Annotated in this window: 15 protein-coding genes; all 15 read right to left on the bottom strand. The window is 40.3% G+C overall.

Features of this window, described 5'->3' with window-relative positions; translation table 11 throughout:
• Positions 1 to 23 precede the first annotated feature (23 nt).
• Positions 24 to 248: a sulfurtransferase TusA family protein gene (locus tag FS666_RS08575; protein ID WP_144462035.1), complete on the bottom strand. Its 225-nt coding sequence runs from the start codon at positions 246 to 248 to the stop codon at positions 24 to 26.
• Between the two features lie 12 nt (positions 249 to 260).
• A complete protein-coding gene (locus FS666_RS08570) occupies positions 261 to 1319 on the bottom strand; it encodes a YeeE/YedE thiosulfate transporter family protein (protein WP_144462072.1) in 1059 nt (352 codons plus the stop codon).
• Positions 1320 to 1700: 381 nt separating this feature from the next.
• On the bottom strand, positions 1701 to 2075 hold the full coding sequence (locus FS666_RS08565) for a cytochrome-c oxidase (protein ID WP_144462033.1): 375 nt from the start codon (positions 2073 to 2075) through the stop codon (positions 1701 to 1703).
• Positions 2076 to 2154: 79 nt separating this feature from the next.
• Positions 2155 to 4017 carry a glycosyltransferase gene (locus tag FS666_RS08560; protein ID WP_144462031.1) on the bottom strand — a complete coding sequence of 621 codons (1863 nt, stop codon included), beginning with the start codon at positions 4015 to 4017 and terminating at the stop codon, positions 2155 to 2157.
• A gap of 410 nt (positions 4018 to 4427) precedes the next feature.
• Positions 4428 to 4664 carry a Uma2 family endonuclease gene (locus tag FS666_RS20260; RefSeq protein ID WP_235870303.1) on the bottom strand — a complete coding sequence of 79 codons (237 nt, stop codon included), beginning with the start codon at positions 4662 to 4664 and terminating at the stop codon, positions 4428 to 4430.
• 499 nt (positions 4665 to 5163) lie between these two features.
• Entirely contained in the window at positions 5164 to 5496 is a 333-nt protein-coding gene (locus FS666_RS08545) for a helix-turn-helix domain-containing protein (protein WP_144462029.1), read from the bottom strand.
• 43 nt (positions 5497 to 5539) lie between these two features.
• Entirely contained in the window at positions 5540 to 6496 is a 957-nt protein-coding gene (locus FS666_RS08540; protein WP_144462027.1) for an ATP-grasp domain-containing protein, read from the bottom strand.
• Positions 6497 to 6519: 23 nt separating this feature from the next.
• Positions 6520 to 7824 (bottom strand): type III PLP-dependent enzyme domain-containing protein, encoded by a 1305-nt coding sequence (locus FS666_RS08535; RefSeq protein ID WP_144462025.1) that lies wholly within the window; start codon positions 7822 to 7824, stop codon positions 6520 to 6522.
• A gap of 59 nt (positions 7825 to 7883) precedes the next feature.
• Positions 7884 to 8744 (bottom strand): GNAT family N-acetyltransferase, encoded by an 861-nt coding sequence (locus FS666_RS08530; protein ID WP_144462023.1) that lies wholly within the window; start codon positions 8742 to 8744, stop codon positions 7884 to 7886.
• A gap of 35 nt (positions 8745 to 8779) precedes the next feature.
• A complete protein-coding gene (locus FS666_RS08525; RefSeq protein ID WP_186306465.1) occupies positions 8780 to 9712 on the bottom strand; it encodes a beta-1,6-N-acetylglucosaminyltransferase in 933 nt (310 codons plus the stop codon).
• Between the two features lie 49 nt (positions 9713 to 9761).
• Positions 9762 to 9896, bottom strand: a complete 135-nt coding sequence (locus FS666_RS20465; RefSeq protein WP_260842163.1) for a YwzD family small protein — start codon at positions 9894 to 9896, stop codon at positions 9762 to 9764.
• A complete protein-coding gene (locus tag FS666_RS08520; protein ID WP_280524789.1) occupies positions 9893 to 11071 on the bottom strand; it encodes an aminotransferase class I/II-fold pyridoxal phosphate-dependent enzyme in 1179 nt (392 codons plus the stop codon). The genes FS666_RS20465 and FS666_RS08520 overlap by 4 nt, the downstream gene beginning before the upstream one ends.
• Positions 11072 to 11150: 79 nt before the next feature.
• Positions 11151 to 11771: a sugar transferase gene (locus FS666_RS08515; RefSeq protein WP_144462019.1), complete on the bottom strand. Its 621-nt coding sequence runs from the start codon at positions 11769 to 11771 to the stop codon at positions 11151 to 11153.
• Positions 11755 to 12468, bottom strand: a complete 714-nt coding sequence (locus tag FS666_RS08510; RefSeq protein ID WP_144462018.1) for an NAD-dependent epimerase/dehydratase family protein — start codon at positions 12466 to 12468, stop codon at positions 11755 to 11757. The genes FS666_RS08515 and FS666_RS08510 overlap by 17 nt, the downstream gene beginning before the upstream one ends.
• A 48-nt stretch (positions 12469 to 12516) precedes the next feature.
• A complete protein-coding gene (locus FS666_RS08505; RefSeq protein ID WP_186306466.1) occupies positions 12517 to 14442 on the bottom strand; it encodes a right-handed parallel beta-helix repeat-containing protein in 1926 nt (641 codons plus the stop codon).
• Positions 14443 to 14477 lie beyond the last annotated feature (35 nt).

Here is a 14477-nt window from a genome sequence, read left to right as displayed (position 1 = left end):
TGACCATGCCTACAAATTGATGCTCAATTCTTTTTTATAGTAATCGTCCACGCTGCTTCGCCAAGCTGTTCGAAATTGGTGACTTCGTACCCGGATTCAGCAGCCCAGCGCGGAATGCTTTCTGTCGCCTGCGTGCAGTCAAAATTGATGATCAACTCGTCGCCTGCGGAAATTTTCTCGATGGCGTCTTTTGCTTCCACTAACGGAAATGGGCAAACCTGCCCCATTACATCCAATGTTGTAGTCATTTTAACGTCCTCCTATGCTGTTACAGTTGTATCGGAGACAACTGTATTCTTTTTGGTTTTTGGGCGGACAAAGACAAAGTACGATGCTGTCCACGTTCCTAAAATGATGAATAATAGAGAGACCCAGCCCTGCCATGTCATCATGGCTGTCATGACAAGTCCGTTTCCAATGGAGCATCCGCCCGCAAGGCTTGCGCCGAATCCCATCAAGTTGCCGCCGATAAAGCTGGATATCCCTGTTTTTACGTCAGGCATTCTGAAACGGAATTCCTTGCTTCCTTTGGCCGCAGTAAAAGAGCCCAAAAAGATCCCCAGAACAAGGAACACGCCCCAGTTAATATATTGCTTGTCACCACTCACAAGAAATTGAAGAATATTCGCGGACGGCGTTGTGATTCCCAAGCCGGACATTCTTCCGGTCGCTTCGCTGAGCGGCCATGCCAAAATGGCAATTCCCCCGATGAGAAGGGCTGTGAAAAATGGATGCCAGCGTTTTTCAAAAAGCAAATGGCTCAATCCTGTCCTTTTAGGCTTCATTGTCGGAATGGCAATTTTAGTTTTTTTCAACTCCCTTATAATGAGCCAAAGGACAATTGCAGTAAATATAGCGATATAAACCCAAACGGAAATTCCAGTCGACTCTGCAATAGAGTTCGTCTTTGTTTGAACAGACTTCATCGATTGATCGACGGGAACCAAGACCCCTGACTTCATCACAGCGCTCATGAACATATAACCGAACAAAGCGATCCAGCTGCCAAGCAGCCCCTCTCCCGCACGGTACCACGTTCCTGTCGCACAGCCTCCTGCAAGCACAATCCCGATTCCAAAAATGAAAGATCCGATAATGGTGGCTATCCAGGAAAATCCTCCTGCCGTAAACTCAATAGCCCCGAACTGGATCAATGTATAGACGCCGATGCTTTGGACAGCAATGGCGATCAACAACGCATAGAACATGCGGTAATCTTTCGCAATATACATATCACGGAATCCGCCGGTTAAACAAAAGCGGCCTCTCTGCATGACAAAACCGAGCAGCGCTCCGCATAAAAGACCCGTGACGATCATTTGAAACATTCCTTTATCCACTCCTTTTAAAGCACAGTAAACTCATTGGTTTTATAAACTTATTTTAAATGTTTCATATACCGTCGTCAAGGGGGGAATGTTCTGGTATAAAATAATTAAGTTAAGATTTTTCATAAATTTAAGTTTTATTTAATGAAAAGCGGAAAAAGGAATAATAACAACATGAAAGGAGGCGCTGAAATTGAGCAATATTTTCGTTAAAGCAAGGGAATTATTTAAACGGGACGCCGTAAAAAGGGAAATAACAAATGCCTCCAACCGATTCAAAAAAACAAAAAAGAAATAACATTTAAAAACGAGTGCAGCGGATATCCCGCTGCACTCGTTGTATTGCAAAGTCATTTTTTTCACACTGAAGAGCTATGCTTTCGCCCTTAAATTCTTTAAAACATTGTACCCAAAACAGAAAACACCCAAGACTGTAACGACTCCGCCCAGCGTTGCAATCGGGAAGAACACAGGACTGACCTCTAAAATGGCGAGTGCAATACTGATCATCATAATGGGCAGGCCGATATTATGAAGCCAAAAATGGGCCTTTGCGGCGGATGTCAATGGTAAATGGGGAAATAACAAATATAAAATACCGGCAATTGCAAGCGACACCCAGCCAAGCAAGTTCATGTGCACATGAACAGTCGACAAAACAAACTTATGCGTAACCGACATATACAGACCAAGGGAGATGCCAATCAGGAAATACACGACTGCTATTTTGATCAGTTTAATCCCCATAAAAACCCCCCTCTTTTCGTTAATAAATATATGAGGGGCGCATGTCATGTATACGTTGGGCAAAAAATAAATTTTCTTGCTAACTCCTGAAGATCCGAACCCTGTCCCTGATTTTTGCTTTAGATTTTTCAAGAAAAAAATAAAAATTGATGGGCCTTTTTTTCTTTGGCCGATAGACCTTCACAAAAATCCGCTGTCCTCTTGCGCATATTTTCAGGTCTGCAGTTCGCCCTACTACCTTGGCACATGCCGGCATCGGTTGGACAAATTGATGGAAATTCAAACAGGAAACGCTCAATTTCACATCCCAGCAGCCTTTATAGAGCCTTGAAACATCAGAGAACCTGCCCTTAAATATTAAGGAGTTTGGACTTTCCCATCTGATTGACAGCGGAGCATATACATCCTCCATCTCCTTTCGTCTGCGCAGCTGTAAAAAAAGAACAATCCTGTGCCGGAAAGCCGGCTCCATTTTTTTAAATGAGACCCTGCCTTCTACTCTAACGCCTGCTTTCCCATCTAATGCCATATTGGTAATATCCGCTAAGATGCCTTCAAGATGAACCCTTTGCCTGCTTTGTTTTCTTGCCTCCTCAAAAATGGCCTTCCACCTTTCCTCCAACTTTTTATCCCCGAACACTTCAATAATCTTTTTTGCTTCCTTGCTTAAAGCCCGCCGCTTCTCTTTATCCGAGAAAAGATCAGTCATCGCATCGGCCAAAGCTTTTATATCCCCTGGTTCAATGAGGAGCCCATTTTTTTCGTGTGTGATGATATCAGTCGGTCCATATTTGCAGGCATAGCAAATTACAGGCGTCCCAACACTCATGCTTTCAATAATGGACATGCCGAAAGCTTCGGATTTGGATGTAATCAATGAAAAGGCGGCCCTCCGGAAAGTATTTTCAACGTCATGGGTAAATCCTTTTATAAAAACATGATTTTCAATCCTTAACCGCTTGATAAGCCTTCTGTACCGCTCTTCTTCCCTTCCAAATCCCCAAATCTCCAGCTTGGCTTCCGGCACTTTTTTAACCACTCTTTTAAATGCTTTGATTGCATGAGGGATTTGCTTGATTCCTTCATACCTTACAAGCATGACAGCGGTGTACGGGTCATGTTCTTCCGCACTTTCGCCCGGTTTAAAAGCCGGATGGCCAACGGTATGAATTGTGGACCTGCGGCCAAAGCGGCTGGCGATATCTTTCGCCTGGCTCTCCGTTAAAGTAACGACTGCGTCAAGCTGGTTCATTCGATCAAATAATAATTCATTTCTTTTTACAAGCGTACTGCCGTATTCATACGGCGACTGCAGGTGATTGCTATGTAAAACAGCGATTTTAACTGCCTGTTCGTTCTTGATTCCCATAAGTATTTTGTCTGTAAAGCGGCTGTCGGACAACAAAATTGCTTCCCTGTTCTCAATAAGAGATTGAATAAAATGCCGGCGGTAGGCTTTCACTGTTTTAAACGATTTGGCCATATTGCCACTTCGGTCCAGCAGATTGTACTTGCCCGTCTGGAAGCACCTTTCAAAAAAGCACTTCCCTTCTTTCGTAAGCAATAGCTCTTTTATTGGTTTCCCATTCTTTTGATCATACTGCGTCACTTTTCTTGGCCGGCCTTCGAGGTCAAAGTGAATATGCTGATGGAGGAAGTCATCGTGATAGAAGGGGGGGATGGATTCATCCGTTTTCTCGGTTTCCTGTTGATTCATCAGAAATTCATATACATTAAAATGCTTGATTTTATCACTCCAAAGCCCTGTCCCTTGATAATGTTTTATCACATGATCGTAATCCGGATTAAAATCAAAGGTGATCAAACCAATATCATGATAAAGCCGACTTAACATGTCGGCCCGCTGTATCGCTGCCCGCGTCAACCCGCCCCTTGCTTTTTCAATAGAATGCAGCATGAAATAGACCGCGTAATCATTCAAAGCAGTTCACCCTTTTGGTTTCTTTCTTTTATAGGGTTGGCCAATTTCGAATGAAATTAACCGCGAAAGTACGAAGAGCTATCTATTTCTTCGCTATGCTATGGAAGTAGCGCAGGCTTATTATAAGGAAAAATATGTTAAACAGTTTTCGCTCGTCATGTCTGAAGTGATCGGGCACTTGGATTATTTGGAGGAGAGGGGGGAGGGTTGGGAAAGACAATAAAAACGGAGTTTGGCAATATGAATCAAAATAAACACTCAAAAAGCCATCCATTTTTAGGATGACTGTTGGTAAGTCTTTATTTGTTTAACAAGTACCGGGCTATTCAACCACCAGATCGCATAATTCGCTCAATTTGCGTATGTCGCTGCTTATTCAACTTTTATTAACTCAAGTTTCGGACATGGGTCTATAATTCATCTCTGAAAATATTTTTAAGATCAATGGACAAATCATCAAAAATATTGACTTTAACAGCTTCATCGTTCGCATACGCGCCACCATGTTTGTAAAATCCATTTTCTAATAAATAAACATCTATTATTTCGTGGGATGGGTCGACAATCCAATACTCCTTTACACCTGCTCTTTGATATCGGTTAAATTTAATCATTTTGTCCGTTTTTGCAGTAGATTTTGATAATATTTCAACAATTAAGTCTGGGGAGCCTGCAATATAATTTTTTGCATTTTATCTATATCACATATAATCACAATATTTGGTTTCAACCAATCATTCACTTTAGCGGCATCTTTTTCCTCACTAAAACAAACATCAATCTCAGCCAGAACTCTATAGGATTTATTTCGTAAATATATGTTAAACTCAGTTAAAAGGTCCGTGGCAATTGATTGATGTTTTACACTGGGGGGGATGGGGACATATTATAAATTTGACCATCAATCACCTCATACTGAACATCGTCATCTAATTTCAAGTATTCAGCATATGTTAAAGAATTGTTTTCTTCTGACAATGCTATTGCTTTCCTCCCCCTTGCCTGTTTTCGATTGGGACTCCAGCAAACAACCGGTCTATTTCCGGTCTTATTGTATTCATTATATAACATCTTATTGAAACCACAGATCAATAAACAAGTCTTTTTGAGATGCCCCCAGATCATCATTCCTTCACCACTTATCTTTCAATTCTTTTCTTTTTGCCATTTAATGAATTCAATTAAAGTTCTATATTCCCCAATTTGCTCCTTGTCAATTCCTGTTTCTTTCAGCTCACTGACAAATTCCTGCCACTCTTTTTCCGGACACTCCTCAGCTTCTCTCTCTGCTCCGATAAGCGTAGTTATATTCACTTCCAATATCTCCGCTATTCTATTGATCACCTGAATGGACGGGTTTTCGTTAATACTTCTTTCAAGTCCGCTTATATATGACTTTGAAACATTTGCCCTTTCTGCCAGTTCGGACAGCGACATTCCTCTTTTTCTTCGTATTTCGGCAATTTTTTTTCCTATCATAGATTAATACCTCAATGTTCTATAAATTTTGGGGAGACTTTGCTTAAATCACCATGACATGGTCATACTTTACCATGGTCGTTCCTTCTGCATAGTCACCTCCGGCAGCATTCGTAGCTCCCTGGATATTATTAATGATGTTTTTTACGAAATTCTGACCCATTTCATGTGCGTGCAAGTATCCTCCCCCAAATCTTGGGTTAATTTCCGATACCGCATAGCCGTTTTCCGTTTTAAAGCAGTCAATATCAATTGGCCCCAAAGGATTTAATGCACCAATTAATTTTTCGACGACCTGTTTGAACATTGGATCTTTTACAGCGATGGATTTATCCGTTTCACCTGCCCTCATTTTTACTTTTCTTTTTAGAAAAATATTTATAGTCTCCTTCGAAATTACATCTATATAACAATCAGCACCATACTCCTCGCAATCCATATAAGGCTGGATAATATAATCTTGGTATCCTGCCTTAAACGGTTCCAGCTCTTTTAAATTATTCACTTTATTGATTCCCATACTTGCACTGCCGTTTCTCGGCTTTATGATCAGAGGGAATTTCAGCTGGTTTTTATTCAGGTCCATCAGTGCCGCGTCCATATCAATATAGGTAGGAACTGACGGTATGTTATTGGCCTGAAGGAATGCATATGTTGAATATTTGTCAAAACAGATATCGACCACGTTTTTATCACTTACAATGACCATGATGCCATCCTTTTTAAACTCTTCCTTGACGCCGGTCAGCAGCGATAATTCAGGATCAATCAAAGACAAAACGCCTTTGATGCTGTATTTTTCACACAATTTTTTTATATATGGAATGTAGTCAGGATGGTCTATACGAGGCGCCACCTCGTACATATCTGCGTGGTAAAGGGCTGCTGCTGTCTCATCGCAGTCTGCCGCGATGACTTTTCCTCCAACTTTATGAAGTTCCTCTTTAAAATATTGGATCAGCTTAACCCTGCGTCCGACACTGCAAATTAATATGTTCATAAACATCTCCTTCTATAAAATTCTTAAAAAACATAAATCTCTTCGTTGAAAAACTGCCGGATCGTCTCTTTTTTCCGGGCTGCAGTAAATTCCATATGATCCATGGCTACAATGCCGGGGCGTTCTTTAATGAACGGCGGATTAAAAACGATTGTATAGGCGCCGACATTTTCAAAAATAATATAGTCGTCTTTCATGGGCAGCCTGCCTTTTATTTCAGAGGCCAGGTAATCCTTCTCCATACATGTATATCCAACGATATGAAAAGCTTGCTTTTCTCCGCTTGGATCATGTTTTTGTCTCACAATCTTCATCGGCAGATTGTTTTTGTGCATGGTCGGTTTTACATTATGAACACTTCCGTCAACCAATACAAAATAGTCATTCCTGATTCTTTTACTTTCAATGACTTTTGCTACAAATAAAAAAACATTGGCAACCATTGCTACTCCCGGTTCCAATATCAATAGCGGCTTTTTGTGAAAATCTCCGAATTCTGTATTCATGATTCCGCATATCGTTTCCGCATAGTCGTCAAATGCCGGAACGAACATATCATAAGGTTTCGGCAATTCTCCGTATATTCCGCCGCCGATGTCAATGTACTCCAGACTGTCCAAAATATTTTCTTTAGCCAGCGTACAAAGATTTTGGGTAATGATTTTATACGATTCCAAACTTCTATTTTTCGTTGAAAAGTGTCCGTGCAATCCTACAATCCGTATATTCTTCATTGACCTTAATTCCGTTAAAGCGTGTTCCAGGTTCCCATTGTTGACACATATCCCAAATCTGCTGTATTTATAGCCTTCCTGGAGAGCGCTGACACCATTGTGGGAGATATCAAAGTTCACTCTTAACCCTACAGGCACTTCAACTTCCGGGTTTTTTGAAGCAAATCTTTTGACAAATTCTATTTCATACAGTGAATCAATATTGAGAATGCTATTATTTGTTAATGCCAAATTGATATCATCCATCGTTTTTAAAGGGCCGTTAAATATGATTCTTGTAGGGTCTTCTCCTATTTTCAGGGCCAAATCATATTCCAGGCGTGACACGACTTCAGCGTATGCCCCCAGGTTTGATAATTCCTTGCATAAATAGGGAAGATAATTCGTTTTATAGGAGTAACCGATAATAAAATTTTCATACCTGCTTTTAAAAGCCGTATTAATTTTTCTGTAATTTTCCCTTAATTTGTTGACATCCAATATATAAAAAGAAGAGCCATATTCAACCTCCAGCCGCTGAATTTGATCGTGTTTCAAAAGTACATGTTCCAAGCCCGGGGCATCTGTGACTGTACATGCATTTAAACTTTCCACAAAATTACCTCCAATTATTTTAACCGTTACAACACCGGGGCACCCAAGCAGATTGCTTGTCAGGAAATTCGTCTATTCTGATGGGAGATGGACAATGTTTCAAAAGTAAAGGCGTATTCATATCTGCGCCTCCACTTATAATAAAAGTGTAAAAGCAGCAAGAAGAGCTTTCCGACAGTTCCATTGGCTTTGTACACCCTTAGATCATAACCGCTGATCGATCCGAATGATTTTTTATACTGATTGACATTTTTGCCTTTTTCATCAACTTCTTCAAATATCTTTCCACCAAAGTTATACCAGCTGCATCCCTTGCTTTTGGCACTTTGGATATTTCTCCAATCAAGATACTTATTTGCTCTGCCTATTGTCTGACCGTCAATTGGATCACCCTTTTTATGACTCAACACCGAATAAATACCATATGCCTGTCTGGTGTTCATTAAGTAGGCATGAGCACAGAGAACTTGATTATTTTGATTCGTTATATACGAAATTACTAATGCTCCTTTATCCCTTATCGCTTTCAACTTTCTGACATTGCATTTTTTTATATTGATTTCCCTTGCAAATTCATCATAAAGCTCGCTAAATTTAATGATTTGCTCATTTGTCGGGTTCTCAAGCTCGATAAAATTGAAATGATCTTGGTTCATTGCTTTCCTTATATTTCTTCTTGTACTTCGGCTAATATTTTTAAATATTTGTTCTTCCGTCTGCCTTAAATCAATGATGTAATTGGGCATCAATAGACAAACTGAATTCTTTGGCTTTACAAATTCAGCTACGTCATCTTCAGTTGTAAAAAGCCTCATATCCAACGAAACATGCGTTTCGGGCTCCATAAAATGGGAAGAACCTGCTTTTCCAACCCGCTCAGTAACGTTAAAAAGGCCTACTTTATAAGTAAAAGTTAACATTTTTCCTCCTGAATGGATTATTTCAAGGCAACGAGCTACCCGGGCACTTCATCCTTTTTGCACAACATTGATTTTTCAAAACTAACTCTATCGGTAAAATAATCTATTACTTTCAGGTCTATATCTTGATCAAATTTCCTGGCAAAATACTGTCCCGATGCCTCGATTGCTTTTATGTCATTTACTTCCAAATACAGGGGGGAATTGCGCGTTTGGAGCGTTTTTCCCCAATTTACAAACATAAAATTATTATTGACTACCTCCTCCTTATATTTGGAATTCATAATGAGGGTGTGAAAAAACCATTCATCCGGGCAAAGAGTATTTTCAAAGTATTTGTAGTACCAAGGATTAGTATCAATGAAGTCTATAATATACCAGGCAACTTCCAGCGGTATGGAAAACCATTGCGCTCCGTTAAATAGGGAATACTCCTCAGGCCAATCGTTTTTATTGGGAAATACATTAATTCCTTTACGGTAAAAGCTTTGAACAACGCTTCTATAAACTCTGACAGGATGAAAAGAGGTGTATCTTCTGCGTGTAATTTTGGGCCAATTTACTTCCATCAAACCAGCATTTCTTTTGTCCACTTTCCGCAAAGTGATATAAATATTCCTCTGATTTTTTACTAATACATCTTTAAACCCATTTCTGACCAACAGGTCCTGACCGCTCCTTAAACAAATAAAATCATAATTTTCTTTTGCGGCCAAAGCCTCTCTCAGCAATAGAATAGTCGTATCAACCTGGCTGATATCCCCCCACTCACAGACGATTGCTTTATCTAAAACTTTTACATTTTCATTTTTTATTAGTTTACTGTGAATTTGTTCGTAATTTCTTTTGTCTATATGGACATAAACATCAGCCTGACCGCCTGAAATCAGCTGCTTAATGAATTTGTTTACTTGTTCTGGATTTTTGTGTATTTGTAAGATGTAGGCCGTCTTTTGTTTGGAGTTCACTTCCATTTCCCCTTTTTGCTGTTAGAATCGATCCCGATGAAAGAATCCATCAAATATATCCAGATTCAATCTGTCTAATGATTTCATTGATTAAGTCCCTCAACACTAAATCCTCTGATTGATTAACTTTTTTATATGTGTCCAGCAAGAGCCGGTAAAGCTCATCCTGCGTCATCAGTTTCATATTATTACGCCCGAATAATTTTTCCTTTTGCTGCAGAATGACAAAATACTATTGATCACCTTAAACAGCTGTCCCATAGTCATACCCGAGCCGGACGGAAGGCAAATGCCCTTTTCGAATAATTCCTCTCCCACATGCTCATTTTCTCCATGGGAATAATAAGGAGCATTTTTAAACAGAGGCTGCGTATGAAGCGGCTTCCAAACATGCCTCGCCTCAATATTTAAATCAGATAAGAAATCCAATAATGCCTGTTTTGAAACCCCTCCCCCTTTTTCATCTATCAATAATGCTGTCAACCACCGATTCGAGCGCGTGTTTTCCAATTCTTCCATGAATGCAACCCCGGGCAAACCTGATAAATACTCTTTATATTGATTGAAAATAAGCCTCCTTAATCGGACTCTGTCATCCAACACTTCCAATTGGGCCCTGCCAATGCCAGCAAGTAAATTGCTCATCCGATAATTAAATCCGATTTCACTGTGCTTATAAAAAGGAGCAGTGTCTCTTGCCTGGGCAGCCAGAAAGCGGGCTTTTTCCATTGCTTGCTGATTATTTGAAACAAGCATTCCCCCTCCTGATGTTGTAATGATTTTATTCCCGTTAAATGAATAGATCCCAAAGTCTCCCATTGTACCGCTTGCTTTTCCTCTATAACTGGAACCGAGAGATTCCGCCGCATCTTCGATAATTGGAACATCGTACTTGTTGCATATATCCATTATTTCGTCCATTTTGGCACTTTGGCCATATAGATGGACAACAATCACTGCTTTCGGAAGAACCCCTGCAGACTCGGCTTCCTTCAATGCCCGTTCTAATGCCTGTGGGGACATATTCCAGGTGTCAGGTTCAGAATCAATAAATACCGGCTTGGCCCCTTGATATAAAATGGGATTTGCGGTTGCAACGAATGTCAGTGTTGAACAAAATACAATATCCCCAGGATGAACATTGAGCAGCCGTAAAGCCAAGTGAATTGCTGCTGTCCCCGAACTGACCGCGACAGCATCTTTTACCCCGACCAAAGAGGCAATTTCCCTCTCAAATTGCTCCACATTGGGCCCCAGCGGCGCAATCCAATTCGATTCAAAGGCATCGTTTATATATTTAAGTTCATTTCCGCTCATATGCGGCGGTGAAAGATAAATTTTCTCCTTTAGATCAATCACTTTTCTCACCTCTTATAACTGCTGCCTAAAATAAAAAATCTACCGGAAATTCACCTCTTCCCGATAGTTCTTACTGCCTCTATAAATTAATAGATGTATGTTTTTGTTTTCCGGGTTCTCCTTCAAAGTCAGGCATCGTGACATGAGCACCATTATTAATTCCTTCTGATGCCAAAACCTTTTTAATGGTCAGTAAAAGTATTTTTAAATCCAATAAAAAATTTTGATTTTCAACATACCAAATATCCAGCTTGAATTTTTCTTCCCATGTAATTGCATTCCTTCCATTTACCTGGGCCCAACCTGTCATGCCAGGTTTTACCAAGTGGCGCTTTGCCTGTTCTTCGGTATACAGCGGAAGATATTTCATCAATAATGGCCTGGGGCCAATTAAACTCATGTCCCCTTTCACGATATTGATCAGCTGTGGAAATTCATCCAGGCTTAATTTTCTGACTGTCGCTCCAAATGAAGTTAATCGGATATGTTCCGGCAATAAATCTCCATTCTCATCTCTTTCCTCCGTCATAGTCCGAAACTTATACAGCATAAAAGGTCTTCCATGCAGGCCAGGACGCATCTGCTTGAAAATAACCGGGCTTCCCAGCTTAATTCTGATTAATACAGCTGTAATTAATATCAACGGTGCAAAAAAAGTCAAACATCCAATTGAGATAAATAAGTCAAAGGCTCTCTTCATAATTCACCACCGTCTGAGCATTAGTAATGTAATGAATATGGTTTGAATCATATCCTTGCGGATTATTTGACTGCCATCTCCAGGTATCTTTACACATTTCATTGATTCCTTTTTCAGCAATCCAACCTAATTCTCTTTGTGCTTTGAGCGGATTCGCATAACTGATCCCGACATCTCCGGCACGCCTGCCTGAAATGCGGAAAGGAATTTTCCTTCCGGATGCCTGTTCAAACGCATCAACCATTTCCAACACACTATATCCCCTGCCCGTTCCAAGATTATATGTCTCAACACCTGTTGTAACCATGACTTTTTCAAGTGCCTTTACATGCCCGCAAGCCAGATCAGCGACATGGATGTAATCCCTTACGCCTGTTCCATCCTTTGTTGGATAATCTTTATTTTGATAGTAGGAAAGCGGGAAGCTCACTGATTCGCCAACGGCTTTCAGCCCTGCAAAATGGATTACAGCTTCAATTTCATTGGCGGTGAAAATTTCATGTAATGCAGCTCTGTCCAATATATCAGCCCTATAAAAGGACAAAGGCTTCCCCGTAATTTGGCGAACCCGGTTCAATGATTCCGGCTTACTGTTCGATAAATTATCCATTACAATAACTTCATATCCGGCATTCAGCAATTCCACGCAAGTATGGCTGCCAATATAGCCTGCTCCGCCTGTAACTAGTATTTTCATGGGTCACATCCTCACGTAAAAAGCGCCTCAAACCTTGTTCGAAGCGCGCTAATTAATTCTATTCTCTTTTACCGAGCGTAATAAAGAATCAGGGACTCTAATTTCATTTACCTCATTGTCTATTAAGAAGTTCCCACTTATGGTTATATTTTTTACTTTACCGGAATCACTATAAAATTCGATAGCAGCACCAGTTGAATGGCCATCCGGCACACCGGTCGTCTCCGATATTTCATTGTCTGAAATGACTACATGGGCAAGCAGGCCTTTGCCGATCTCACTTTGATATATTCCCTTGCTGCCACCGGTGATCACATTGTCTTTAACTGAAACTTTATTTATTGACATGCGTGGTTCAATTAAAAAATATACGCCCGAAGTACGAGTGATATGATTGCTTTCCATTTTTACATTCGAGCCCTCTCCCTGAAGTGACAATGCATATCCATTGTTATCTATAAATCTGTTGTGGGACACCGTAAGTCCTTTCACCTCTTCATTCTTCACACTTGAAGTTTTAACACCATCCCGAAAGTTTGAAAATACATTGTCTGTCACTGTTGTATCAACAATAGAATTGGAAGCAAATAGGGCAATTCCGGATCCCTTTTTCATTCCACTGATTTTATTATTGGTAATGGTGGTGTTTTTCGCTCCAGCTGCTACGTTGATGCCGTCAACGAAGGAGTGGATTGTATTTTGATATATGATCGTTCCAAAGGAAACCAAATGGCCATTTTCCCCTCCTTCCATGCGAACTCCATTCTCCCCTTCAATATAGTTGTTATGAATGGAGAGGTTTTTGTTTCTTCTCCAAACAAATATGTCGGAAATCAACAGTTTATTGTTGTAAATCTCCGCATCCGATGTATCCATAACGAGCAATGAGCATTCAGGCCCCTCGACGGTGTTGTGTGAAAACTCGATTCCATGATAAAAAAAGCCCGGATGGCTCTTTTTAGCCAGCCCTGAATCTGATCCTGCCAACAGAACGCAATATTCCTTTGAGTTGGTGATAATATTATTGTTTGTAATAACAGCGTCAAAAAATTGAATTTCTTCCCATGGTTCAAAATGTATACCCGGACGGCCTGTTTTTGATGTAATTGTATTATTGAATATAAATAGATGGTTCGCCTGCTCAACAACCAGTTGCGATCGCTGGTTTTCAAGAATCATGTTATTGGAAACGGTGACATAGCGGCTGGTTTTCCTTGAACCCGAAATAGAAATTCCGTCTCCAACCGCATTCATTAATCGATTGTTCTTGATCACCAGATTATTTTTATCAAAAGCAAATATGCAATGCATATGCTCTGTACCATTTGGATGGTTTTGATAGTTGCCATCACAAGTAATTGATTCAACTTTCGTATTGTTGTCCATCGTGATCAAACGGGTGTAACCGTCTTGTGCTTCATCCGCCAACTTTAAAATGACCTGATCACGGTTTTGCCCGACAAGTGCAATATTCGGCTTTAGGAAAATAGGCTGTAAAATGTATGTTCCCGAAGGAATAAAGATATCCCCCCCGCCATTGTCGGCCAGGTCATCAATTGCCTGATGAAAGGAATTTGTATCATCATGGATTCCATCACCGTAGGCTCCGTAATCTTTCACGTTTATCGTCAGTTTTTTTTCAGAGACGGACACCGAAACTGTCTCAGTTAAGCCCTCATAAATAACGGTAATTTCAGCGGTACCTGAACCAACCCCTGTAATGACGCCGCTGGAATCCACTGCAGCAATGTTCGGGTTTGAGGTGGAATACGTGCTGAATTTCGATATATTTTTTTTGAAACCATTGGAATATAGAGCTGATGCAAAGGTTTTTTCACTTTCTTCCACATTCAAGTTATAACTTGTTTTATTCAGGGCGATTGAATGAAGAGCAACCTTCCCTTTTCCTTCCTGTTCCCTGACAATATCGGTCATCAAAACAAAAATAGCAGCTGACACCAATATGATTATCACGCTGCACTTCATAATTAAAAATACGTTTTCACAAT

Origin of the sequence: Siminovitchia fortis (assembly GCF_007681465.1) — a bacterium.
GTDB lineage: Bacteria > Bacillota > Bacilli > Bacillales > Bacillaceae_C > Siminovitchia > Siminovitchia fortis.
The sequence above is the reverse complement of the archived record's forward strand: the minus strand, read 5'-3'. Positions and strand labels throughout refer to the sequence as shown.